The 24,342-nt window shown below is 70.2% G+C and carries 22 protein-coding genes; 7 read left to right on the forward strand and 15 right to left on the reverse strand.

Annotated elements, in window-relative coordinates; translation table 11 throughout:
• Window positions 1-219 precede the first annotated feature (219 nt).
• A complete protein-coding gene (gene arc / locus AW271_RS26205; protein WP_062340262.1) occupies window positions 220-1,983 on the reverse strand; it encodes a proteasome ATPase in 1,764 nt (587 codons plus the stop codon).
• A 207-nt stretch (window positions 1,984-2,190) separates the two neighbouring features.
• A complete protein-coding gene (locus tag AW271_RS26210; RefSeq protein ID WP_062340263.1) occupies window positions 2,191-3,054 on the reverse strand; it encodes a tRNA (adenine-N1)-methyltransferase in 864 nt (287 codons plus the stop codon).
• A gap of 61 nt (window positions 3,055-3,115) precedes the next feature.
• Here AW271_RS26210 and AW271_RS26215 point away from each other — a divergent pair, with 61 nt between their 5' ends.
• Window positions 3,116-4,213 (forward strand): GNAT family N-acetyltransferase, encoded by a 1,098-nt coding sequence (locus AW271_RS26215; protein ID WP_062340264.1) that lies wholly within the window; start codon window positions 3,116-3,118, stop codon window positions 4,211-4,213.
• Here the strand turns inward: AW271_RS26215 and AW271_RS26220 are convergent.
• Together AW271_RS26220 and AW271_RS26225 are read right to left on the reverse strand one after the other, a co-directional pair.
• Window positions 4,200-5,423 (reverse strand): aminotransferase class III-fold pyridoxal phosphate-dependent enzyme, encoded by a 1,224-nt coding sequence (locus tag AW271_RS26220; RefSeq protein WP_062340265.1) that lies wholly within the window; start codon window positions 5,421-5,423, stop codon window positions 4,200-4,202. The genes AW271_RS26215 and AW271_RS26220 overlap by 14 nt on opposite strands.
• A 16-nt stretch (window positions 5,424-5,439) precedes the next feature.
• Window positions 5,440-6,348 carry a carbohydrate kinase family protein gene (locus AW271_RS26225; RefSeq protein ID WP_062340266.1) on the reverse strand — a complete coding sequence of 303 codons (909 nt, stop codon included), beginning with the start codon at window positions 6,346-6,348 and terminating at the stop codon, window positions 5,440-5,442.
• 39 nt (window positions 6,349-6,387) lie between these two features.
• On the opposite strand from AW271_RS26225, the gene AW271_RS26230 reads away from it, so the two are divergent.
• A complete protein-coding gene (locus AW271_RS26230) occupies window positions 6,388-6,972 on the forward strand; it encodes a TetR/AcrR family transcriptional regulator (protein ID WP_062340267.1) in 585 nt (194 codons plus the stop codon).
• 48 nt (window positions 6,973-7,020) lie between these two features.
• Here the strand turns inward: AW271_RS26230 and AW271_RS26235 are convergent, their stop codons facing one another.
• Complete coding sequence (locus tag AW271_RS26235) at window positions 7,021-8,421, reverse strand: FHA domain-containing protein (protein WP_062340268.1); 1,401 nt, start codon at window positions 8,419-8,421, stop codon at window positions 7,021-7,023.
• Between the two features lie 99 nt (window positions 8,422-8,520).
• Window positions 8,521-9,639 carry a site-2 protease family protein gene (locus tag AW271_RS26240; protein WP_083977239.1) on the reverse strand — a complete coding sequence of 373 codons (1,119 nt, stop codon included), beginning with the start codon at window positions 9,637-9,639 and terminating at the stop codon, window positions 8,521-8,523.
• A gap of 96 nt (window positions 9,640-9,735) precedes the next feature.
• Between AW271_RS26240 and AW271_RS26245 the strand changes: the two genes are divergently transcribed.
• The 3 genes from AW271_RS26245 (at window position 9,736) to AW271_RS26255 (ending at window position 12,569) form a co-directional block, all read left to right on the forward strand.
• Window positions 9,736-10,599: a RecB family exonuclease gene (locus AW271_RS26245; RefSeq protein WP_157554639.1), complete on the forward strand. Its 864-nt coding sequence runs from the start codon at window positions 9,736-9,738 to the stop codon at window positions 10,597-10,599.
• A gap of 104 nt (window positions 10,600-10,703) precedes the next feature.
• The gene (locus tag AW271_RS26250) at window positions 10,704-11,885 is read left to right on the forward strand and encodes a sensor histidine kinase (RefSeq protein ID WP_245653202.1); all 1,182 of its coding nucleotides are present in this window, start codon (window positions 10,704-10,706) and stop codon (window positions 11,883-11,885) included.
• Window positions 11,886-12,569 (forward strand): response regulator, encoded by a 684-nt coding sequence (locus AW271_RS26255; RefSeq protein WP_062340272.1) that lies wholly within the window; start codon window positions 11,886-11,888, stop codon window positions 12,567-12,569.
• Window positions 12,570-12,661: 92 nt separating this feature from the next.
• Here the strand turns inward: AW271_RS26255 and AW271_RS26260 are convergent, their stop codons facing one another.
• The 3 genes from AW271_RS26260 to AW271_RS26270 are packed head-to-tail and all read right to left on the reverse strand — an operon-like array spanning window position 12,662 to window position 15,631.
• Window positions 12,662-13,960, reverse strand: a complete 1,299-nt coding sequence (locus tag AW271_RS26260) for an alkaline phosphatase family protein (protein ID WP_062340273.1) — start codon at window positions 13,958-13,960, stop codon at window positions 12,662-12,664.
• A 10-nt stretch (window positions 13,961-13,970) separates the two neighbouring features.
• Window positions 13,971-14,780, reverse strand: a complete 810-nt coding sequence (locus AW271_RS26265) for a sugar phosphate isomerase/epimerase family protein (protein WP_083977241.1) — start codon at window positions 14,778-14,780, stop codon at window positions 13,971-13,973.
• On the reverse strand, window positions 14,777-15,631 hold the full coding sequence (locus AW271_RS26270) for an SCO3242 family prenyltransferase (protein ID WP_062340274.1): 855 nt from the start codon (window positions 15,629-15,631) through the stop codon (window positions 14,777-14,779). Before AW271_RS26270 ends, AW271_RS26265 begins: the two co-directional genes overlap by 4 nt.
• A gap of 121 nt (window positions 15,632-15,752) precedes the next feature.
• On the opposite strand from AW271_RS26270, the gene AW271_RS26275 reads away from it, so the two are divergent.
• Window positions 15,753-16,259 carry a hypothetical protein gene (locus AW271_RS26275; protein WP_157554640.1) on the forward strand — a complete coding sequence of 169 codons (507 nt, stop codon included), beginning with the start codon at window positions 15,753-15,755 and terminating at the stop codon, window positions 16,257-16,259.
• Here AW271_RS26275 and AW271_RS26280 read toward each other — a convergent pair.
• From AW271_RS26280 to AW271_RS26305, 6 genes are all read right to left on the reverse strand, one after another.
• The gene (locus AW271_RS26280; protein ID WP_062340276.1) at window positions 16,256-17,269 is read right to left on the reverse strand and encodes an ABC transporter ATP-binding protein; all 1,014 of its coding nucleotides are present in this window, start codon (window positions 17,267-17,269) and stop codon (window positions 16,256-16,258) included. The two genes, AW271_RS26275 and AW271_RS26280, sit on opposite strands and share 4 nt — an antisense overlap.
• Window positions 17,269-18,291: an ABC transporter ATP-binding protein gene (locus AW271_RS26285; protein ID WP_062340277.1), complete on the reverse strand. Its 1,023-nt coding sequence runs from the start codon at window positions 18,289-18,291 to the stop codon at window positions 17,269-17,271. Before AW271_RS26285 ends, AW271_RS26280 begins: the two co-directional genes overlap by 1 nt.
• Entirely contained in the window at window positions 18,288-19,301 is a 1,014-nt protein-coding gene (locus AW271_RS26290) for an ABC transporter permease (RefSeq protein ID WP_062340278.1), read from the reverse strand. The genes AW271_RS26285 and AW271_RS26290 overlap by 4 nt, the downstream gene beginning before the upstream one ends.
• Window positions 19,302-19,373: 72 nt before the next feature.
• Window positions 19,374-21,143, reverse strand: coding sequence for an ABC transporter substrate-binding protein (locus tag AW271_RS26295; protein ID WP_062340279.1), 1,770 nt, complete (start codon window positions 21,141-21,143; stop codon window positions 19,374-19,376).
• A gap of 46 nt (window positions 21,144-21,189) precedes the next feature.
• The gene (locus AW271_RS26300) at window positions 21,190-22,191 is read right to left on the reverse strand and encodes an ABC transporter permease (protein ID WP_062340280.1); all 1,002 of its coding nucleotides are present in this window, start codon (window positions 22,189-22,191) and stop codon (window positions 21,190-21,192) included.
• Window positions 22,192-22,487: 296 nt separating this feature from the next.
• A complete protein-coding gene (locus AW271_RS26305) occupies window positions 22,488-22,979 on the reverse strand; it encodes a hypothetical protein (protein WP_062340281.1) in 492 nt (163 codons plus the stop codon).
• Between the two features lie 181 nt (window positions 22,980-23,160).
• Here AW271_RS26305 and AW271_RS26310 point away from each other — a divergent pair, with 181 nt between their 5' ends.
• Complete coding sequence (locus AW271_RS26310) at window positions 23,161-24,267, forward strand: LuxR C-terminal-related transcriptional regulator (RefSeq protein WP_157554641.1); 1,107 nt, start codon at window positions 23,161-23,163, stop codon at window positions 24,265-24,267.
• The last annotated feature ends 75 nt before the right edge of the window (window positions 24,268-24,342 follow it).

The following is a 24,342-nucleotide window of genomic DNA, read 5'->3' on the forward strand; positions in this document are numbered from 1 at the left end:
GGTTGGGGGGTTCCCGGCCACGCGCCGCCGGGAACGGGGTCGGGTCGTCGGGGGTGGTCCCCGTTCCACGCCCCGCGCGTCACTTCAGGCCCTCGCGTTTGTTTCCGCACCAATACCGCACAACCGGCAACGCTACAACGTCCCGGCGACAATCAAGGCGTCACAAACGAAAAACGGCACGTCTCCCGTATCGGGAGAACGTGCCGTTTTCGCAATTCCCTACAGGTACTGCCCCGTGTTGGCCACCGTGTCTATTGACCTGCCGGCCTCGGTGCCCTGCTTGCCCTGCACGAGGGTGCGGATGTAGACGATCCGCTCGCCCTTCTTGCCGGAGATGCGGGCCCAGTCGTCGGGGTTGGTGGTGTTCGGGAGGTCTTCGTTCTCCCGGAACTCGTCGACGCAGGCGGCCATCAGGTGCTGGATGCGCAGGCCCTTCTGGCCCGTCTCCAGGAACTGCTTGATCGCCATCTTCTTGCCCCGGTCGACGATGTTCTGGATCATCGCGCCGGAGTTGAAGTCCTTGAAGTAGAGGACTTCCTTGTCACCGTTGGCGTAGGTCACCTCGAGGAAGCGGTTCTCCTCGATCTCGTTGTACATGCGCTCGACGACCCGCTGGATCATCTCGGCGATCGTGGACTCACGGCTGCTGCCGTGCTCCACGAGGTCGTCGGGGTGGAGCGGGAGGTCGGAGATCAGGTACTTGGAGAAGATGTCCTTCGCCGCCTCGGCGTCGGGCCGCTCGATCTTGATCTTCACGTCGAGGCGGCCGGGCCGCAGGATCGCCGGGTCGATCATGTCTTCGCGGTTGGAGGCGCCGATGACGATGACGTTCTCCAGGCCCTCGACGCCGTCGATCTCCGACAGCAGCTGAGGGACGATGGTGTTCTCGACGTCGGACGACACACCCGAGCCACGCGTGCGGAAGATCGAGTCCATCTCGTCGAAGAACACGATCACCGGGGTGCCCTCGGACGCCTTCTCGCGCGCCCGCTGGAAGACCAGGCGGATGTGCCGCTCGGTCTCGCCGACGTACTTGTTCAGGAGCTCCGGGCCCTTGATGTTGAGGAAGAAGCTCTTGCCCGACTGGCCGGTCTTCTCCGCGACCTGCTTGGCCAGGGAGTTGGCGACCGCCTTGGCGATGAGCGTCTTGCCGCAACCGGGAGGGCCGTAGAGCAGCACGCCCTTGGGCGGGCGGAGCTTGTGCTCCCGGAACAGGTCGGCGTGCAGGTAGGGAAGCTCGATGGCGTCCCTGATCTGCTCGATCTGGCCGCGCAGGCCGCCGATCTCGTCGTAAGAGATGTCGGGCACCTCTTCGAGGACGAGCTCCTCGACCTCCGACTTGGGAATGCGCTCGTAAACGTAGCCCGAACGCGGTTCCAGCAGGAGTGAGTCGCCCGACCGGATCGGCTGCTGCAGCAGCGACTCGGCGAGCTTCACGACGCGCTCTTCGTCGGCGTGCGATATCACGAGCGCGCGCTGCCCGTCTTCGAGCAGCTCCTTCAACATCACGATCTCGCCCACGTCTTCGAAGCCCAGGGCTTCGACCACGTTCAGCGCCTCGTTGAGCATGACCTCCTGGCCGCGCTTCAACGAGTCGACGTCGACGGCGGGGCTGACGTTCACCCGGAGCTTGCGCCCGCCGGTGAACACCTCGATCGTGCCGTCTTCTCTGGCCTCGAGGAAGACGCCGAAACCGGATGGCGGTTGCGCCAGCCGGTCGACCTCCTCCTTGAGGGCGACGATCTGGTCCCTGGCCTCCTTGAGGGTGGCCACGAGCCGTTCGTTCTGGCCTGTGAGGGCGACCACCTGAGCTTGAACGTCGTGGAGACGCTCCTCCAGCACCCGCGCCTGGCGGGGGGATTCCGCAAGCTTGCGGCGCAACGCGGTGATCTCCTCCTGAAGGAAGGAGACCTGTGTTGTGAGGTCGGCGACCTCCCGTTCGCGCTGCGCGGCCCGAGCCTCTGCGTCATCGCGAGCTGCCACGCCCCGTCACCTCCTTCCCAGTAGAGGAAAGACTACTCAAGTCCCTACCAATCTGACGGCCTTGAAAAACGTAGCCCACTGGTGTTCGTCTAGTTACGTGGAGTGTTTGCTAGTTAGTGCCATTTCGGTGGGTTTATCTGCGTGAGCACATGGAACACGGTGTTTGTTCCCGCTGTCACGGTTGTTTGCCGGTTTGCCGCTAAATCGTCACTGGTCTTCCGTACCCTCCCCATACGCCCCCTTTGCCGGGCGGCGACGCCTGGGCGGCGGCGTGACGCCGTCCGCCATGCGGCGGGCGGTGACGAGGAAGCCGGTGTGCCCGACCATGCGGTGATCGGGACGGACGGCGAGACCTTCGACATGCCAGTCGCGAATCAGGGTCTCCCACGCGTGGGGCTCCGTGAAACTCCCGTGATCGCGAAGTGTCTCGACGGTCCTTGACATCTGGGTCGTCGTGGCCACGTAGCAGCAGATCACGCCGCCGGGGGTCAGAGCTTTGCTCGCCGCGTCGACGCACTCCCACGGGGCGAGCATGTCGAGGATGACGCGGTCGACGTCGGTCTCGTCGAGGGCCTCGTTGAAGTCGCCGACCACCAGGCGCCACTGCTTGAGCTCGCCGCCGAAGAACTTGGTCACGTTCTTGGTGGCGACCTCGGCGAAGTCGGCGCGGCGTTCGTACGACGTCAGCGAGCCCTCCGTGCCGATGGCGCGCAGCAGGAAGCAGGACAGCGCCCCCGAGCCGACGCCGGCCTCGACGACCTTGGCGCCGGGGAAGATGTCGGCCATGGCGACGATCTGCGCCGAGTCCTTCGGGTAGATCACCGCCGCGCCGCGCGGCATCGACAGCGTGTAGTCGGACAGCAGGTGGCGGAACGCCAGGTAGTTGATGCCGCCCGACGAGCGCACGACGGACCCCTCAGGCTGCCCGATCAGGTCGGCGTGGGCGATCATGCCCTTGTGGGTGTGGAAGACGCCGTCCTCTTTGAGCGTCACGGTGTGGCGCTTGTTCTTCGGATCGGTGAGCTGAACCTGATCTCCGGCCTGGAACGGGCCGTGCCTGCGAAAACCCATGGCGGCAAGGCTAATGGCAAAACGTTTGTCCCCCGACTCGGACGACTGATAGCAAGAGGCCATGTACCCCCGCGAATCCATCTCATCCGGACCGATCATCCTCCGGCCGGCCGTCGAGGCCGACATCCCCGCCGTCGCGCGCGCCTGTTCCGACCCGCTGACCCAGCGCTTCATCCCGGCCCTGCCCAGTCCGTACACGGAAGAGGACGCCCGGTATTGGCTGATGGAGATCTGCGAGGAGCGGTGGAGGACGGGCGGGGCCGAGTTCATCATCGCCGACGCCGCGACCGGCGAGCTGAACGGGGTGATGGGGCTGCACCTGCCCGACCGGTTCGGCAACGTCGAGGCGGGCTATTGGGTGGCCCCGTGGGCGCGCGGCCGCGGCGTGGCCTCCGCGGCCCTGCGGGCCGTCACCTCGTGGGCCTTCGAGCAGGGGGCGCCCCGGGTGCACCTGGTCGCCGAGATGGAGAACGTGGGCTCGCAGAAGGTCGCGCTGGCGGCCGGGTTCCGCCACGAGGGGCTGCAGCGCGGCGGCGGCCCGGTCCGCGGCGGGGGCCGGGCCGACATGGCCCTGTTCGGCCGGCTGCCCGGCGACTCCGGGGAGCCGATCAGGCCGTTCCTGCCGTTCCTGCCCGAGGGCGGCCTGACCGACGGCGTCGTCGCGCTCACCATGCTGACGGGCGACGACGCACCGGCCTACCAGGCGCTGGCCTCGATGCCCGACGTGGTGCGCTACCGCGTGCCGCCGGAGGCGCCGCCGTTCGCCGAGACGCTCTACCGGTGCGCCGGGGCCGGATATCGCTGGCTGGCCGGCGTCCAGGCCGAGATGGCCATCCGCGACGCCGAGACGGGCGCGTTCGCCGGAGACATCCAGTTGTCGCACCTGACCCCGCCCATGCGGGAGGCCATGGTCGGCTACAGCCTGCACCCCGACTTCCGGGGCCGCGGCCTGGTCACCCGGGCGGTCGAGTTGCTCGCCGAGTGGGCGTTCACGCAGGCGGGCCTGCGGCGGCTGATCTCCGGCACCAACCCGGAGAACCTGGCCTCCCAGGCCGTGCTGGAGCGGGCCGGGTTCACCCGGCTCGGGACCCAGAAGGAATATCTGCCGGGTCCCGACGGGACGTGGACCGACAACGTCGAATGGCTCAGGCTCCGCTGAACCTCCTGGCGGTCGTGGCGAACGCCGCGTCGGTGCCCTCCAGGGCGCGGTCGATCTCGGCGTCGGTGTGGGCGGTCGACAGGAACCAGTTGTGCCAGGGGTGCAGATAGACGCCCTCGGCCAGGCAGGCGGCCGCCCAGAAGACGCCCCGCTCCAACGTGGCGTCGCCGTCGAACGAGAGCCACGGGATCTGCACCGGGCCCGTCTGGTTGATCGTGAAGCCGTGGCTCTTGGCCTGCTCATACAGTCCGGTACGCAGCCTCGCCCCCGCGCGTTCGATCAGGGCCGGGCCGCCGGACTCCCGGAGGATCTCGATCGTGGCCTTGGCGGCGCCCATGGCGGCCGAGGAGAACCAGAACGACCCGGTCGAATAGAGGGTCTGGGCCGCGTTCTTGAGCGCGTCGGCGCCGGTGACGGCCGCGACGGCGTGGCCGTTGCCCATGGCCTTCGACCAGGCCGAGAGGTCGGGACGTACACCGAAGGGCTCCCAGGTGCCCCTCAGGTCGAGCCGGAAGCCGGCGCGGACCTCGTCGATCACCAGGGCCGCGCCGAGGCGGTCGGCCAGCGCCCTGATCCCGAGAGCGAAGCCGGCCTCGGCGAGCGCCTGGTCCTCGAAGGAGTCGTGCTTGAACGGGGTCACCAGGATGGCCGCGACGTCGTCGCCGGCCTCGGCGGCGGCCCGCTCGGCGTCGGCCAGGTCGTTGTAGGCGAACTCGACGGTGTCGGCGCGCTGGTTGGGCGTGACGCCCGAGAGGCCGGGCGTGCACCACGGGTCGGCGCCGTGGTAGGCGCCGTGGGCGACCAGGACCTTCGTGCGGCCGGTGGCGGCGCGGGCGACCATGAGGGCCTGGGTGGTGGCGTCGGTGCCGTTCTTGGAGAACATGGCCCACTCGGCGGCCGGGATGAGGTCGACGAGCAGCTCGGCGAGCTCGACCATGATCGGGCCGGGCCCGTTGAGGCAGTCGCCCTGGGCCTGGAGCCGGGCGGCGGCCTCCTCCACGCGGGGGTTGCGGTGCCCGACGATCATGGGACCCCAGGAGCACATCAGGTCGACGTACTCCCGTCCGTCGGCGTCCCACTGGCGGGCGCCCTCGCCCCGGACGAAGAACTGGGGGTAGGTGTCGCCGTGGAGGGCGGCGTTGAGGTGGCCGTACATGCCGCCGGGGATGACCTTGGCGGCGCGGGCGCGCAGATCGGCGTCCAGGGACATGGGGGAAGTCTTCCTCTCAGGACAGCAGGGCGGCGGCGCCGTCCAGGTTCGCGTCGGAGCCGAGGCCGCCGGCCACGCGGGCGGCGACGGCGGTGCCCAGACGGGCCGATTCGAGCACCGGACGCCCGGTGAGCAGCCCGGCGGCGAAGCCGGCGCAGTAGGCGTCACCGCATCCGGTCGTGTCGATCACCTGGACGTCTTCCGCGGGCACCCGGGTGAGCCCGTCGGACGTGGCGACCAGGCTGCCCTCGGCGCCGAGCGTGATGATCACCGTGCTCGGGCCCTCGGCGAGGAGGCTCTTGGCGGCCTCCTCGACGGTCGGGGCGCCGGTCATCCTGAGGGCCTGCTCCTCGTTGGGCAGGAAGTGGTCGACGTGGGGCAGGAAGGTCTTCGCGGCGGGCATCAGGTCGGGCATGTTCGACAGCAGGTCGAGGGTGACCTGCGTGCCCCGGCCCCGCACCTCGTCGAGCAGGGCGTGGAAGGCGGGGTCGTGCAGGCCCCAGGTGGCGTCCATGCCGCCGAGGTGGAGGACCGTGGCGCCCCTGATCACGTCGGCGTCGACGTCGGCCGTGGAGAGCCCCAGGTTGGCGCCGGGCACGTGGAACGAGGGCCGCCCGCCGTCGGGCCTGATCGGCAGGATCGAGGCGGCGGTCTGCTCCCCCGGCTTGCGCGTCACCCGGGAGACGTCGACGCCGTGCCGGTTCATGATCATGAGCAGGAAGTCGCCGAGTTCGTCGTCGCCGACGGCCCCGAGCGAGGTGACCGGAAGGCCCAGCTTGGCCAGCACGACCGCCGTCCCGGCGGCGGCCCCGGCGGCGGTGATGCGCACCTGCTCGACCAGATGGGTGTCCTGGCCGGCCGGGATCGACTCGACGGGCCGGGCGAGCACGTCCACGATGTGGACGCCGAGCGTGACTACCGACATGGCCTGGATGATAGACGGGCGCCCGACTAAAATGTCAACATGCCGAAGATCGTGAACCATGACGAACGCAGGGAAGAGGTCGTCGCCGCGGCCCGGCGCATCATCCTGCGCGAGGGAATCGAGGCCGCGACCACGCGGGCGATCGCGAAGGAGGCCGGCTACTCCAACGGGGTGCTGACCCACTACTTCGCCGACAAGGATGAAATCCTCCTGTCGGCCCTGCGCACGAGCCACCGGCGCATCACCGAACGCCTGGCCGCGAAGCTGACCGGCCTGACGGGCCTGGCGGCGCTGCGCGAACTCCTCCTGGACAACCTGCCGATGGACGAGGAGCGCGAACGCGAGACCGGCCTGGAGATCGGCTTCTGGGCCCGCAGCCTGACCTCGCCGGCGCTGCTGCGCACCCAGCGCGAGGAGGCGGCCGACCTGTGCCTGCTGGTGCGCACCCTGCTCCAGAGCGCGGCCGACGCCGGGGAGATCGCGGATGAGGGCCTCGACGACACGGCCGAACGGCTGCTGGCCCTGGTCGACGGGCTGAGCCTGCACCGCCTGCTCTACCCCGACCGGGCGTCGAGGATCGAGGAGATCATGCTCGCCGAACTCGACCGGCTCCGCCTCCCCTGACCCGGGGGAAAAGCGGAACCCCGGCGGGCGGCCGGGGTTCCGTCGTGCTCAGGCGCTGCGGTGGGGCTCGAAGCGCATCGTGCGGGAGACGCCCACCCGGACCGTCGTGCCGGGCATGATCGTGACCGACTCGTTCGGGGGGATGTCGTAGAAGTTCGGGTCGCCCGGGGGCTGGATCTGGGTGCCGTTGACCGAGCCGAGGTCGATCAGGTTCACGTCCCAGTTCTCGAGGGTGACCCGCAGGTGGCGGCGGGAGACCGAGCCGTCGGGGCTGGTCACCCGGGCCGGGCGGGCGTCGCCCGACTGCACCTCGGGGGCGCGCTCGGGGTCGCGGCCGAGGATGTAGTCGCTGTCGAGGGTCAGCGCCATGCCGTCGTCGAGGAGCAGGACGCCGAGCGCGGGGCGCGGGCCCTTGTAGGGCACCAGGTCACGCGTCGACAGGGGCACTCCGCAGACCGCGCAGTAGGGCGCGCGCGGGTCGTTGAAGTGGTCGTTCTTGCAGTCGACGCCGTGGACCATGGGGCCGAGGCGCTCCGGGGCGGCGTCCATCTGGGTGGAGTCGCTCGGGTCGTCGGCCGGGGGCTCGGGCTGCGGCTGGGGTTCGAAGTGGCCGCTGTCGTGGCGGCGGTCGTCGTGCTGGGTCGGCAGCGGCTCGGCGACCGGGGGCTGCGGGGCGCCCATCGGCGGGGGGCCCATCGGCAGGCCGGGGGGCGGGCCGAAGGGGCCCGGGGCCGGGTGGGGCGGCGGCTGCATCGGGCCGCCCATGGGAGGCGGCTCGTAGGGGGCCGGCTCGTAGGGCGGCGGCGGGTCGTAGGACGGCTGGCCGCCGTACGGCGGCACGCCCGGCGGGGGCGGCGGCTGGTGGGGGATCATCGGCTGCTGCGGGCCCGAGGGCTGCGAGGCGTAGGGATGACCCGGCTGGGGCGGCGGGGAGGGCTGCGGGATCGGGTGGGGCCGGTGCATGGTGTGGCCGGTCGCCGTGTAGTCGATCTCGGCGCCGCCGCCCGCGACCACCCCGCCGTCGAGGCGCGAGTAAGGGCTGGACGGGCCCGAGCCGGGCAGCCGCAACTCGACCCGGCCCACCGGTCCGGCCACCAGGCGGTCGGCCCACGTGAGGGCGTCCTGCCCCGAGACCACGAAGTCGCCGTCGGGGGCGCCGAAGAGGTGGGCCGAGGCCGCGCCCGACACCAGCACCGCCACGCCGCCACCCGTCGGACCGGCGACCGCGATGGTCGGCGGCTCGTCGTTCATGGAGCGCGCCAGAACCTGGGCGACCTTACGGACCAGGGCCCGTCCGTCGCCGCCGTTCTCGGCGGTCTCCCGCACCGCGTCGAGCAACTCCTCAACCTGCGCCGAGCCCGGCCCGCACACCAGCGCCAGCCCGTTCAGGTGAGCGACCACACCGTCACCCGGAAGCGGACGGACCACCCCCGCGCCCTGCTCCGTCACAGAACTCTCCTCCGGCCATACCTAACTTCTGATCGTTTGACCAGAACATTAGTGGTGCGCGAGCCAGATGACGAGTGGGGGTGATCGCTCCCGATCTGGTCAGACGCCCGTGAAGACCCGGTTGACGTCGGCGGTGGCGAGCACGCCGTAGATTTCGCCGCCCCGTTCGACGAGCAGATATTCGCCCGCGGGGTTGTCGCGCATCGCGTCGATCAACGACTCGCCCTCGAGGTCGGCGCCCAGGACGAGGGCCGGTTCGAGGGAGCGCGCCAGCGACCCGGCGGAGATCCACGGGCGGCGCGCCTCGGGGGTCGCGTTGACGGCCGCCTCGTTGACGATCCCGGTCGGGCGGCCCTCGTGGTCGACGATCACCAGCGCCCCGGCGCCGCCCTCACGGGCCCGCCTGAGGGCCTCGGCGAGCGGCACGTCGGAGGCGACCGGCAGGGCCCTCCTGGCCAGCGCGCGGGCCCGCACCTGGGGCAGCTTCGACCGCACCTTGGCCACCCGCAGCGACTGCGTGGCGCCCATCCAGATGAACGAGGCCAGGATCATCGACCAGATGATGGAGGTGAGGTCGGGCTCCTGCCCGGCCATCAGCGGCAGGACGAGCTGGTAGAGCACCACCACGACGGCGACGCCCCGGCCGACCCACGCGGCGGCGACGGTGCCCGAGTTGGCGTTGCGGGTGAGCCGCCACACCCCGGCCCTGAGCATCCGGCCGCCGTCGAGCGGCAGGCCGGGCAGCAGGTTGAACACGCCCACGATCACGTTGGAGAACCACAGGATGTAGAGCAGGACCTTGGGGATCGTGCCCTCGTCGAGGAACTGCTCGACGCCGAAGAAGACGGCCGCCAGGCCGAGCGAGGCGACCGGGCCGGCGAAGGAGATCAGGAACTCCTTGCCGGGGGTGTCGGGCTCGCGCTCGATCTCCGAGACCCCGCCCAGCAGGTAGAGCGTGATGCGCTTGACCGGCAGACCATAGGCTTTGGCGACCACGCAGTGGGCCAGCTCGTGGACGAGCACCGACAGGTAGAGCAGCACCGCGAACAGCAGGGCGACTGAGTAGTGCACGAATGTTGAGAATTCCGGTAGTTGCCCTGCGGCGACCGGTTCGTACGTGATCGTGATGAACGCGGCGACGATCAGCCACGTCGGCGACACGTAGACCGGGATCCCGAACGGGCGGCCCATCCGCAGCCCCGGGGACGGTGTGCTCATAACGGTCTGGTTCCCCTTCCTTGGCATGGATCCTACGCGCCGTCACCGGCCCCGGCGGGCCTCGGAAGTGTCGGGGGCATGGCCTATCGTCTGGGCATGACCCTGACCGAGGAGCGCGCCGTCATCGGCGCGTTGTCCCCCTCCCGTGCCGGTGACTTCATGACCTGCCCGTTGCTCTACCGGTTCAGGGTGATCGACCAGCTCCCCGAGAAACCCTCGGCGGCGGCGGTGCGGGGCACGCTCGTCCACGCCGTGCTCGAACGCCTCTACGACCTGCCGCCCGGGGCCCGCACCGCCGCGGCCGCCCGCGAGCTGCTCGACCCGCAGTGGCGGCGGCTGCTGGAGGAGGAGCCCGCCTACGAGGGGCTGTTCGCCACCGACGCCGAGCGCGACGAGTGGCTGGAGCAGGCGCGCGGCATGGTCGACCGCTACTTCACCCTCGAAGACCCGACGGTGCTCGAACCGGCCGAGCGCGAGCTCTACGTCGAGGCGGTGCTCGACAGCGGCCTGCTGCTGCGGGGCTACGTCGACCGGCTCGACGTCGCGCCCACCGGCGAGATCCGGGTGGTCGACTACAAGACCGGCGCCGCCCCCGGTCCCCACTTCGAGGCCAAGGCGCTGTTCCAGATGAAGTTCTACGCCCTGGTGATCTGGCGGCAGCGCGGCGAGATCCCCCGGCTGCTCCAGCTGATGTATCTGAGCGGCCAGGGCGAGGTGCTGCGCTACCAGCCCGACGAGGCCGACCTGCGGGCGACCGAGCGCAAGGTGGAGGCGTTGTGGCAGGCGATCGAGCGGTCGCTGACGACCCGCGAGTGGCACCACCGGCCGTCGCGGTTGTGCGGCTGGTGCGACCACCAGGCGCTCTGCCCCGAGTTCGGCGGCACTCCCCCGCCCGTGCCGGAGGAGCGGCCCCGGCCGTCGCGGCGGCTGGCGGCCCGCGCGGCGACCGACGAGCTCTGAGCACGAGTCCTTTGAGCACCCGGCCTCTGAGCACCCGGCCTCTGAGCACCGGGCTCCTTCTTGCGGATGAGGTCTGCGGGCCGGCATGCGCCTAAATTGATTGCGTGCGCACCTCCCCCCGTCGGCAGCTGATCAGCGACTCAGTCCTCGCGGTCGTGGTGACCGCGTCCTCGCTGCTCTTCGCGTTGTCGGTCGGGCCGGGCACCGACTCGGGCTGGGAGGGCGTGCCGGTGTTCGGCCGCCCGGCCGACGCCGTGGGCCTGCTGCTGATCGCCGCGTGCACGCTGCCGCTGGCGTTCCGGCGGCGGTGGCCGTTCCTGATCCTGCTGGCGACCAGCGTGCCCGCCCTGCTGCTGACCGGGCTCGGCTACAACCCGGGGCTGGCCGACTTCGCGGCCGTCATCCTGCTCTACACCGTGGCGACGCAGCGGGGGCTGGCGCTGAGCGTGCTGGCGGCGCTGCTGGTGATGGCCGGCTACCTGGCCGGGGCGCTGCCCGCCAGCGAGGAGCTCGGGTGGGCCGACCACGCGATCGTCGTGGTCGTCACGGCGCTGGTGTGGGTGGTCGGGCGCACGATCCGGCTGCGGCGGGCCTATCTCGGCGAACTCGTCGACCGGGCCGACCGGCTGGAGCGGGCCCGCGAGGCCGACACCCGCGCGGCGCGGGCCGAGGAGCGGTCGCGGATCGCCAGGGAGCTGCACGACGTCGTGGCCCACCACGTCTCGGTGATGACGGTGCAGGCCGCGGCCGCCCGCACGATGCTGGAGAAGGACCCCTCCGTGGCGCGCGAGGCGCTGATCTCCATCGAGGAGATGGGGCGTACGGCGATGGCCGAGATGCGCAGCATCGTCGGCGTGCTGCGCACCGACGGGCCGGCCGAGCGCGGCCCCCAGCCGGGCATGGACGATCTGCCCGGCCTCGTCGACCAGATGCGGGAGGCGGGGCTGACCACGCAGCTCTGGCTCGAGGGCGAGACGCGGCAGCTGCCGCCGGGCGTCGACCTGGCCGCCTACCGGCTGGTGCAGGAGGCGCTCACCAACAGCCTGCGGCACGCGGGGCCGGCCGCCCGCGCGTGGGTGACCGTCCGCCACGAGCCGAGCGAGCTGATGGTGCACGTCGAGGACGACGGGCACGGGCTCGTGCTGAAACGCGAGAACGGCGGCAAGGGGCACGGTCTGGTGGGCATCAAGGAGCGAGTTGCCCTCTATGGTGGAGTTCTGCGGATCGGCCCGCGACCGGGGGGCGGATTCGAGGTCCGGGCCCGCTTTCCCCTCAAGGACAGATAAATGCCGATCAGGGTGCTGTTGGTCGACGACCAGCCGCTGCTGCGCACGGGGTTCAGGTTCATCCTGGAGGCCGAGACCGACGTGACCGTGGTCGGCGAGGCGGGCGACGGCTCGACCGCGATGGACCAGTCACGGGCGCTGCTGCCCGACGTGGTCCTGATGGACATCCGGATGCCCGGCATGGACGGCATCGAGGCGACCCGCCGCATCGTCCGCGACGCCCCGCCGTCGGCCCACGTGCCCCGGGTGCTGGTGCTGACCACCTTCGACCTCGACGAGTACATCGTGGAGGCGCTGCGGGCCGGGGCCAGCGGGTTCCTGCTCAAGGACGTGCCGCCCGCCGAGCTGGTGCAGGCGATCCGGGTGGTGGCGGGCGGCGACGCGATCGTGGCGCCCAGCGTGACGCGGCGGCTGCTCGACAAGTTCGCCAGCCGCCTGCCGTCGGCGCAGCAGCAGGCGTCGCCGACGCGGCTGGCCCGGCTGACCGAGCGGGAGCTGGAGGTCCTGAAGCTCATCGCCAAGGGCCTGTCGAACGCCGAGATCGCCCGCGAGCTGGTGGTCAGCGAGACGACGGTGAAGACCCACGTCGGCAACGTGCTGACGAAGCTGGGGCTGCGCGACCGGGTGCAGGCGGTCGTGCTGGCCTACGAGACCGGATTGATCACGCCCGGCGCCCACCCGTAGCGGCCGGGTCCCGCGATCCCGGGCCGGAAGACGTGCGGCGCCGGGCCCGCCGCGACCAGGCAGCTGGTCACGTGGGCCCGGATGCCGGGAACCTACTTCCGGCGCAGCTCCTTGAGCAGCAGGTCCTTCACGTCGGTCGCGTGGTAGCTGTCGCCGTCCCACGGGCCGATCAGGACCGGGCCGTCCTCGGGTGAGTCGGGGAGGCGGCCGTGGCTGCCCGACACCTGCTTGGGGTCGAGGGGGACGACCGACATCTCGTACCGGAAACCCATCTTCTTGCGCAGCAGCGCCTTGGCGGCGATGGCCTTGCTGGTCATGAACAGCTCGGCGGGGTCGTAGCCGGGCTTGCGGTGGATCTCGACCAGCTTGGCGAAGTCGGGGGCGCGGTCGTCGTCGAACCAGTAGTAGTAGGTGAACCAGGCGTCCGGCTCGGCCACGGCGACCAGTTCCCCGGCGCGTTCGTGGTCGAGGCCGTACTTCTCCTTGCCGGCCTGGTCGAGGACCTCGTCGACGCCGTCGAGGCCCGCGATCAGGTCGCGCACGCGCGGGATGTCGGCCGAGTCGCGCACGTAGACGTGCGAGATCTGGTGGTCGGACACCGCGAAGGCGCGGCTCGTCCACGGGTCGAGGTACTCCATGCCGACCTGGGTGTAGACCTCCAGGAGGCCCTCGCGGCGCAGCGCGCGGTTGATGTCGACGGCCTTGGAGGCGTTGGTGATGCCGTACTCCGACAGGATGACCGGGTTCTGGTCGAGCAGCGGCACCAGCGCCTGGTCGACGGCCTTGGCGGCGTCGATCGCCTGCTGCGAGTCGGGGCCGAAACGCTGCAGGTCGTAGTCGAGGTGCGGGATGTAGACCATGGTGAGGTCGGGCCGCTCCTCGTTGATGAGCTTGCGGGTGGCGCCCACGATCCAGTTCGACGAGGTGATGCCGGCGTTCGGGCCCCAGTAGGTGAACAGGGGGAACTCGCCCAGGTCGTTCACCAGCCGGTCGTGCCACTCCGGGGGGCGCACGTACGCGTCGGGCGACTTGGCGCCGTCGGCGTGGTAGATCGGGCGGGGCGTCACCACGAAGTCGGAGTTGGTGCCCATGGCGTACCACCAGCAGACGTTGGCGGTCTTCAGGTCACGCGTGACGTCCCAGATCTGCTCGCCCTGGATGAGGGCGTTGTGCTGGCGCCACAGGAAGACCTCGCCGAGGTCGCGGAAGTACCATCCGTTGCCGACGATGCCGTGGTCGCGGGGCATCGCGCCGGTCACGATGGACGCCTGCACCGAACAGGTCACCGCGGGCAGCACCGGCGTCAGAGCGGCGGCGTTGCCCAGTTTCGACACGTTGGGCATATGGGCGAGCAGCCGGGGGGTGAGCCCGACCACGTTGATAACGAGCATGGTTGTGTCCTCAGGAATGACGTCGCAGGAATTCGATGGACCTCTGGGCGACCGCGGGGGCGGCGTGGCTGTGCCGGGCCAGCTCGACCGCGATCATCCCGTCGAACGCGCGCAACTCCGCCATGACGGGCGCGAACTCGATCTCTCCGTCGCCGAACTCCAGATGTTCGTGGACACCTCGCCGCATGTCCTCGATCTGGACGTGCACCAGGTAGGGCGACGCCCGCCGGACGCACTCGGCGACCGGCCAGGGTTCCAGGCACCGGCAGTGCCCGATGTCGAGGGTCAGCCCGAACCGGTCGGGCTCCCCCAGCCGCTTGCGCAGCCGCTCGTAGGAGGCCAGGTCGTCGACGAGCATGCCGGGCTCGGGTTCGAACCCGAGCACCACGTCGTGCTCCTCGGCGTCGGCCAGCAGGGTCTCGCAGTGCGCGGTCAGCCGGTCCCACGCGAGGTCCTCGGGCACGTCCTCGGGGCGGATGCCGCTCCAGAAGTGCACGACCGGCGCGCCGAGGTCGGCGGCCACCTCGATGGCCCTCTTCGTGTACGCCACCCGCGCCGCCGCGTCCTCGTGCAGCAGCGTCGGGTAGTGCTTGCGGAACCGGTCGAGGGTGTAGCGCCCGCCGGTCTCCACCACGACGCTCAGCCCGAGGCGGCCGAGCTTGGTGGCGACGCGGCTGACCTCGTCGAACGTGGGGTCGGGGCCGAGGTGGCCGTGGTCGAGGGTGAGCGCCACGCCGGTGTACCCGAGGTCGGCGAGCACGCTGAGCGCGTCGTCGAGGGAGTGGTCGCGGAACCCGTTCGAGCAGTAGCCGAAGTTCATGCCGTCGACATCTTCGACGAGAGCCAGCGGCCCACCGGGAGCGCGGCCAGCAGGCCCAGCCCCGACAGCGTCTTGCCGCCGCCCGCCACGGCGGCCGACTGCAGCGGCACGAAGCCCATGATCGAGGCCCGGACCGCCTGGCGGACCTGCTCGGGGTCGGGCTTGCCGCGCAGCGCCAGCGTCGCCTTGCCGCCGCTGGCGGCGTACCCGGCGATGAGGGCGGCCGCGGTGGCCTTGTCGACGGCCGAGCCCGCGCCCCTGGCCACCGAGACGGCCGCGAGGCCGGTGGCGGCGGCCGTACAGGCCAGGGCTCCGCGGACGGTGGCCGGGCTCGCCCCGGACACCTCCGCGCGGCCGAGGATGCTGATCCCGTAGGTGTGCGCCCCCACGGCGAATGCCATCGGCGTGGGACGGCCGGCGCCGAGCATCACGTCGAGCGTGCGGCAGGCCGCCATCGAGGCCGGCCCGGCCGGGGTGTGCTTCAGGCCCATGTCGTACGCCCACACCGCCCCCGCCAGCAGCGCGGAGATGGCGAAGCCCTTCCTGCCGCCCGCGAGCGTGGCCGCGGCGATCCCGGCCCCGGTGAGGCCGGCGGCGATGCCGAGGGCCTGGTTGGCTGAGATGCGCCCGGAGGGGATGGGCCGCTCGGGCCGCTCGACCGCGTCGATGTCGCGGTCGGCCCAGTCGTTCAGGGCCATCCCGGCCCAGTAGAGCAGCACCGAGGCGGCGGCCAGGCCGGGGGTTCCGCTGCGCCCGGCGAGCGCGGCGCCCGCCATGGTGTCGCCGGGGACGGAGAGGGTGGCCGGGGCGCGCACCAGTTCGAGTGCCGCCCTTAACCCGATTCGACTCATTTACGACTTCCGATCACTTACCAAGCTAGATGATCGGATGTTTCCAGACTTTTCGTCCGGAAGCGAGCCCTTGACCTGCTTTAAGGGAGATATCCGCTCATAAAGGGAACTGGGAGCAGGCATGGTTCGTCCCCCTGACGAGGGGGTGGCCATGGCGAAGGCATCGTGGTCCCGGCGGCTGCGATACGCGCTGACAATGGCGTGGGTCGTGCCGGTGGCCGCCGTCGAACACGTCCTGGTCCGGCTCGGCCTCCGGCCGGGGGTGATGCCCGTCCCGGTGCCCCACCCCGACGGGTCGATGACGTGTCTCGTGATCGCGCACGGTTTCCCGGTGCCGGAGAACGCGATATCCCACCACGGATGGACGCCCGGACTCCTGACGGTCCACCGGGACCGGGTGGAGTTCCGGCTCTTCGACGACGAGGTGGTGGGCTCGTTTCGCCGTGAGGGCGTGGTCGTCACCCTCAGGTGGCCCGGCGAGGGCGTGCTGAAGCGCGCGGTCATGGCCCGCGTGCGGGTGGAACTGCCCGACGGGCGGGTGTTCCGCATCAACCTGCGGACGGCGTACAAGGAGGTCGTCGAGGACCTGGCGGGCCGCCCGCTCGGGAAGCGGGCGGCCGGCGGCTAGGCCACCGTCGCCGGGGTCTCCGTCTTCGACGGCGCGTTCTCGGGGAAGTGGCAGGCGACCGCGTGACCCGGCGCGAGCTCCGCCAGCGGCGGCTCCTGGGTCTTGCAGATCTCCTGGGCCTTCCAGCAGCGCGTGTGGAAGCGGCAGGCCGGCGGCGGGTTGAGCGGCGAGGGCACGTCGCCGGTGAGGCGGATGCGCTCGCGGCCCTCACGCTGCTTCGGGTCGGGGATCGGCACCGCCGACAACAACGCGTTGGTGTAGGGGTGCATCGGCGCGCTGTAGAGGCCCGCGCGCTCCCCCACCTCGACGATCTTGCCGAGGTACATGACCGCGACCCGGTCGGAGATGTGCCGCACGACCGACAGGTCGTGGGCGATCACCACGTAGGTCAGGTCGAGCTCGTTCTGCAGGTCTTCCAGCAGGTTGACGACCTGGGCCTGGATCGACACGTCGAGCGCGGAGACCGGCTCGTCGGCGATGATCAGCTTGGGCTTCAGGGCGAGGGTGCGGGCGATGCCGATACGCTGCCGCTGGCCGCCGGAGAACTCGTGCGGGTAGCGGTTGTAGTGCTCGGGGTTGAGGCCGACCAGCTCCAGGATGTCCTGGACGGCCTTCTTGATGCCCTGCTCGGTCTGGATGCCCTGGATCCGGAACGGCGCGCCCACGATGGCCCCGACAGTGTGCCGGGGGTTCAGGCTGCTGTACGGGTCCTGGAAGATCATCTGCATGTCACGCCGGAGCGGGCGGAGCTTGCCCTGCTTCATGTGCGTGATGTCGTGACCCTCGAAGGTGATCTTCCCGCCGGTCGGCTCGATCAGCCGGGTGATCAGGCGGCCGGTGGTGGTCTTGCCGCAGCCCGACTCGCCCACCAGGCCCAGCGTCTCGCCCTTGCGCACGTCGAAGCTGATGCCGTCGACCGCCTTGACCGCGCCCACCTGGCTCTTGAACAGCCCCTTGGTGACCGGGAAGTGCTTCTCCAGCCCCTGGACGGACAGGATGCTTTCGGACATCAGGACTCCAGCTTCGGCTTGATCTCGGTGGCCCAGATGTCCCGCCGCTCCTCACGGGAGAGGTGGCAGCGCACCAGGTGGCCTCCCTCGGTCTCGACCAGGTCGGGCACCAGCGTGCTCCCCTTGCCGCCGGTCCGCGGCTCGAAGGCGCACCGCGGGTGGAAGGCGCAGCCGGACGGCACGTTGATGAGCGAGGGCGGGCTGCCCTTGATCGGCAGCAGCCGCTCGGTCACCTCGCGGTCGAGGCGGGGCATGGACCCCAGTAGACCCCAGGTGTAGGGGTGCTCGGGCCGCTCGAAGATGTCCTCGGCGGTGCCGTACTCGATGCACTTGCCGCCGTACATGACCAGGATGTCGTCGGACAACTCGGCGACCACGCCCAGGTCGTGGGTGATGATGATCAGCGCGGCGTTGAAGTCGCGCTGCAGGTCGCGCATCAGGTCGAGGATCTGCGCCTGAACGGTCACGTCGAGCGCGGTGGTCGGCTCGTCGGCGATGAGCAGCTCGGGGTCGCACGACAGGGCCATGGCGATCATCGCGCGCTGGCGCATGCCGCCGGAGAACTCGTGCGGGTAGCTGTCGACGCGGCGGTCGGGCTGCGGGATGCCGACCCGGCCGAGCATGTCGATCGCGTGCTTCTTGGCGACCTTCTTCGAGACGGCGTTGTGGATCCGGTACGCCTCGATGATCTGGTCGCCCACCGTGTAGTACGGGTGCATCGCCGACAGCGGGTCCTGGAAGATCATCGCCATCTTCTTGCCGCGCAGCGAGCGCACGTGCTCCTGCGAGGCCGAGACGAGCTCCTCGCCGTCGAGCCAGATCTCGCCGGAGATCTTGGCCCGGCCGCCCTTGTGCAGGCCGAGGACGCTGAGCGAGGTGACGCTCTTGCCGGAGCCCGACTCGCCCACGATGCCCAGGGTCTTGCCGCGTTCGAGCTGGAACGACAGGCCGTCGACCGACTTGACCAGGCCGTCGTCGGTCGGGAAGTGCACCTTCAGGTCGTTGAGCTGGAGGAAGGTCATGACAGCCGCACCCTCGGGTCCACGACCGCGTAGAGCAGGTCGACGATCAGGTTGGCCACGACGATGAAGAACGCGGCCAGCATGGTGAAGCCCATGATCTTGGGCAGGTCGTTGGCGGCGATGGCCGTCGTGGCGTACTTGCCGAGGCCCTGGAGGGAGAAGGCGTTCTCCGTCAGGATCGCGCCGCCGACCAGGATGCCCACGTCGAGGCCGAAGATCGTGACGATCGGGGTGAGCGCGGCCCGCAGGCCGTGCTTGCCGATGACCTTGCTCTCCTTGAGGCCCTTGGCTCTCGCGGTGCGGATGTAGTCCTCACCCATCGTGTCGAGCATGCCGGCCCGGGTGAGCCGGGCGTAGGCCGCGGCGTTCAGGAACGCCAGGGTGAGCCAGGGCAGGATCAGGTTGTACGCCCACAACCCCGGATTCTCCGTCAACGGGGTGTACGCGCCACCTGGGGCGGTGATGCCCAGACCGTACGAGAGCAGGGAGAGCGCCACCAGACCCGTGAAGAAGGGCGGCAGCGACACGCCCGCCAAGGCGATGATCATCGCTCCCCGGTCGAAGATCGAGCGTCTCTTCAGCGCGGAGAGCACGCCGACCGAGACGCCGATCACCAGCCAGATGACCGAGGCGCCCGCGGCGAGCGAGAGCGTCACGGGTAGCCGGTCGACCAGGTCGGGCCAGACCGGTTGCTTGGTGACGAAGGAGTACCCGAGGCAGGGGGCGGGGCACTGCTCGACGCCCGTGCCGTAGTCGTACTCGGCACCGACGAAGACGCCTTTCACCCATCGGCCGTACTGGACGACGACGGGGTCGTGCAACCCGAGCTTCTCCGCGACGGCGGTGACCGTTTCCGCGGTGGCCGCGCGCCCGACGTACCGGTTGGCGATGTCGTCGGGCGTGACGCCCGCGAGGCGGGGCACCACGAAGAAGATCGAGAACGTGACCGCGCTGACGATGAACAGCATGGCCAGGGCGCCGATCAGGCGCCGGATGATGTAGGTGACCACTGTCCCCCCTCGGCGATAGGGGGCCGGTCCGGTGGGACCGGCCCCCTGCCTGCCGAACCTAAGGCCGGTTTGTTACTGCTGGACGCCGAGCGCCAGGTAGTCGTACATGTCGAAGGCGCCGGTGATGAACTGGTTCGTCACACCCTTGCCCCGGAGCAGCAGACCCTTGGCGTAGACGGCCGGGAGGACGTAGGCGCCCTCCATGACCTTCTGGTCGATCTCGCCCCACACCGCGTCACGGGCGGCGGTGTCGGCGGTGGCGAAGGCCTTGTCGACGAGGGCGTCGATCTCGGGCGACTTCACCGACAGGTTGTAGTTGCCGGCCTCGCGGATGGTGCGGCTGTCGACGATCTGCGACAGGAAGCCGAAGCCGTCGTTCCAGTCGGCGCCCCAGCCGTTGGTGGCCAGGCCGATGCCGTTGGCCTTGGTGTACTCGGGCTTGCCGGCGTAGGCGGTGAAGTACTCCGAGGTCGGGAAGCCCTTGAGGGTCAGCTTGATGCCGACCTTGGCGAGCGCCTGCTGCATCGACTCGGCCGCCGCGACCTCCTTGGGACGGTCGGAGCGGAAGGTCATCGTGGTCTCGAAGCCGTTGGGCTGACCGCAGGCCGTGAGGGCCTCCTTGGCCTTGGCGTCGTCGCCGCTGGCGGTCGGGTAGAGGTCGAGCTTCTTCCAGCCGCCGATGCCGGAGGGCAGCAGCGAGGTGGCGATGTCACCCGCGAGCTGGCCGCCGTAGGCGTTCTGCAGGCCCACGCGGTCGGCGGCGTAGATGACCGCCTTGCGGCACTCGACGTTGTCGAGCGGCGGGTTGTCGTTGAGGATCGAGATGTACCAGGTGCGGGCCGAGACCGGGTTGTCGGCGCGCTCACGCAGGGCCGGGTCGGTCTGGATGGAGCCGAGGGCGGCCGGCTGGACGCCGGTGCCGGCGATGTCGATGTGCAGGTCGCCGGCGATGATCCGGTTGTCGAGGTCGTTGGCCTCGACGCCCAGGCTGATCTCGTACTTGTCCGGCAGGGCCTTGCGCACCGGGTCGGTGGCCTGGTCCCAGTTGGGGTTGCGGACCAGCACGTACTGCTTGCCCTGCTCGACGGTCTCGAACATGTACGGACCGGAGGCCACGACGTGGTCGCGGTACTTGATGCCGGTGTCCTTGGCCTGCGGGACCGGCACGGTGGCCGGGAGCGCGGCGAAGTTGTCGAAGCCGGAGTAGGGCTTGTTCAGGTGGAAGACGATCGTCTGGTCGTCGGGGGTCTCGATCGCCGAGTCGGTGTTGACGTCGGGCGTCGTGTAGACCGACTCGAAGTCCTTCGGCAGGTCCAGCCAGTCGTTGAAGTACGTCGGGCCGTTGACGAAGGTCTTCTTGTCGAGCTGGCGGAGCACCGCGTACTTCACGTCCTTGGACGTGATCGCGGTGCCGTCCTCGAACTTCACACCGGCGCGCAGCTTGTACGTCCAGGTCTTGCCGTCGTCGCTGCTCTGACCCAGGCTCTCGGCCAGGTCGGGCACGAGCTCGCGGCCCTTGGCGCCCGGCGCGGGGTTGTAGGTCACCAGCGGACGGCCGTAGATGCGCAGGAGGTTCCACGACATGCCGTAGTAGGTGTCACCGGGGTCGATGGAGTCCCAGTCCTCGGTGACGGCCATCTTGAGGGTGCCGCCCTTCACGTCGGAAGGGTTGGTCACGTTCTCAAGACCGGCGTTGAAGCCGGCCGCCCCGGCCGACGGCGCCGAGGTGGAGCCACCGCCCTCAGTGGCGGCCGGGGTCGTCGTGCCGCCGCCGCCGCAGGCCGACAGGGCCAGCGCCAGGACGGCACCGGCGGCCGAGACGACCAGTGCTTTCTTCTTCATTGCGTAAACCCCTTGTTGGTAGGAGCCGGGGAAACAGGGTGGAAGCTCAGCGGCCCGACTTGGGGTCGAGCGCGTCGCGCAGGCCGTCGCCGAAGAGGTTGAAGGCCAGCACGGTGATGAAGATCGCCATGCCGGGGAAGAACATGAAGTGCGGCACGGTGTAGTACTTCGTCGCCGCGGCGAGCATGCCGCCCCAGGTCGCGGTGGGCGGCTGGATGCCGACCCCCAGGAACGACAACGCCGCCTCGAACAGCACGTTCGTCGGGATGAGCAGCGTGGCGTAGATCAGGACCGGCGCGATCAGGTTCGGCAGGATCTCCCGGAACAGGATGTACGGCCCCCGCGCGCCCAGGCTGCGGGCGGCGTCGACGAACTCGCGCTCCCGCAGCGACAGGGTCTGGCCCCGGATGATGCGGGCGATGTAACCCCAGTTGAAGAAGCCGATGACGAAGATCAGCAGCAGGATGCGGAGGGAGTCGCCCTTCACTTCGAGCTGGGTCTCGAACTGGCCGAGCACGCCCACCAGCGCCATGGCGAAGACCAGGACGGGGAAGGCGAGGAAGATGTCCATGAGCCGGCTGATGATCATGTCGACCCAGCCGCCGAAGTAACCGGCGATGACGCCCATGACGGTCCCGATGAAGACCGAGAGCAGGGTGGCGAGGAAGGCGATCAGCAGCGAGATCCGGGCGCCGTACACGACCCGGCTGAACAGGTCGCGGCCGTTGACGGGTTCGACCCCGAACAGGTAGTCCCAGCTGATGCCGGACCCGCCCTTGGGGATCATCGTCATGGTGTCGATCTGGTCCTGGTTGAACTGGTTGGGCGGGTGCCCGAACCAGCTCACGATCAGTGGCGCGAAGACGGCGACCAAGATCAGGAAGATGATGACACCGGCACCGGTGAGGGCGACCTTGTCCCGCTTCAGGCGCATCCAGGCGATCTGTCCAAGAGACCGCCCCTGGATCGCCTTCGCGCCCGCTCCCTCGGCAACGGACTCCGGCGTGGCTTTCAGCTCATCGCCGGAGACGTCAAGTGGTGCGGTCATGCGTTGGGCCCCCTGGGTTCCAGACGACGTTGTGCCGACGGGAGCACGACACGTCCGGAGCGCTCCCATGTGGATCCAGACCCACATGGTGAGCGGGTCTCGGAGGCAGAATCTATGTGCTGATCTGCGTAAACAAGACCCAGTAGGCGCTATGTGGCCCAACTGTGACGCACGCGAAACTCATTCGTGTTGATCTTGAAGAGAATGTCGGAGTCCGGTTTCGGTTGTGTCGCGGATCTGTGACATTGCACTGGCCGGTAACTTGGGTCTCGCCATGCGAGATTTCCGAGTCGGCCTCAGCTGATCCCGCGCTTCCGCAAGATGTCCTCGATGTCGGAGAAGTCGTCGTTCTTCGACTCGACGGGACGGGCCATCGGCTTGGTGACGTCGGCCGGCCGGCCGGGCTGAGCCGGCTGGGTGGGCTGGGTCGCCGTCGCGGGCGCGGGCGCCTTCTTCTCGGTACGGGATCTGCGCCCCAACCGGAGGGTGCGGCCCCGCATGACCCCCGACACCAGGAACAAGACCACCGAGAGCCCGGCCAGCGCAACCCCTGCCCACACTGTGGGCGAGAGCACCAGACGGGTCACGAAGGTGACGACCGAGGCGACCATGTTCCAGATCGTCTCCAGCACCCCGGTCAGATAGGCCGCCAGCGGCAGCAGGGCCCACGCGGTGACACGCAGGCCCGCCGCCGCCCCCCGGCGGCGGAAGGCGAGAAACGCGAGCACCACTCCCGCTGCGGTCAGCCCCGCGCACAGCGGCAGCCACGCGATCTGGGCAAAAGTCATGCCGGCCCCCTCAGGTAAGTGTCACGCGTCATGGCCTGATTTCCATCCTGTCACGTGGGTCTCCGCCGCGCGCTCCTCCCTGAGGAGGGCGCGACCCCTAGGCACTCCCCCGGGTTACCCCTGGGGGACCGTGGGGTTCACTCTGATCCGCCCGGCCCGCCGGATTCCTACCGTCGGAGGCATGTGGCCATTCATGGGGCGTACGGCCGAACGTGATCAGATCAGGGCGGCGGCCCGCGACGGGGGCGGGGTGCTGGTGGCGGGCCCGGCCGGATCGGGGCGGAGCCGGCTGCTCACCGAGGCGCTCGCACCCTTCTCCTTCCTCCTCGTCCGCGCCCGCGCGGCCGGCGTGCCGTTCGGGGCCTTCGCCCACCTTCTTCCCGACCCGGGGCACACCCCGGTCAACCCCGTGGTGTGGGCGGCCGGCGCCCTCGGGGCGGTCCCGCCGGTGCTGGCCGTCGACGACGCCCACCTGCTCGACCCCAGCTCCGCCGCGCTGGTCGCCCACCTGGCCGAGCACCACGGCACGATCCCGGTCGTCACGGCCAGGGCGGGGGCCCCGCTGCCGGAGCCGGTCGCGGCCCTGTGGCGCGACGGCGCGCTGACCCGGATCGACCTCTCCCCGCTGACGGTCCGCGAGACCGGCCGCCTGCTGGCCGCCGCCCTGGGCGGCCCCGCCGACCTCGCGACGGTCCGCCGCCTCCACCACACCACCGGCGGCAACCTCCGCCTGATCACCGAACTGCTGCCGGGCACCGGCATGACCCTGGCGGGCGGCGTCTGGCGCTGGGAGGGCGAGCTGACCCTGCCGCCCCGGCTGCGCCAGCTGCTGGAGGCCGAACTGGCCGGGCTGACCCCGGCCGAGACCACCGCGATCGAACTGGTCGCCCTCACCGAGCCGGTCGACCTGGACGTCTTACTCGACGCGGCCGAGCACGCGGCCGTCACCCGGCTGGAGCGCCGGGGCCTGATCACCGTGCTGCGGGACACCTCTCCCCCGCGGGTCCGGCTGGCCTGCCCGTTGCACGCGTACGTGGTGCGCGAGCGGGCCACCGCCCTGGGCGTGCGCGACGGGCTCGCGCTGCTCGGCGGGGCCACGCCCCGCGTCGAGGGGCTCAGCGCCCGGGAGGCCGAGGTCGCCCGGCTGGCCTCGTGGAACCTGACCAACCGCGAGATCGCCGACTGGCTGGTGTTGTCACCGCGTACGGTCGCCAACCACCTGTGCCGGGTCTACACGAAACTGGGCGTGAACAACCGCGCCGATCTGGCGCCCCTGCTCGCCGCCTAAACGGACTATGCCTTTATGGTCAGTATCCGGCGATAGGCGGCGACTCATAGATTCCCGTCTCGATCCGTTTCCGAG

It is taken from the genome of Herbidospora sakaeratensis (assembly GCF_001570525.1).
Classification (GTDB): domain Bacteria; phylum Actinomycetota; class Actinomycetes; order Streptosporangiales; family Streptosporangiaceae; genus Herbidospora; species Herbidospora sakaeratensis.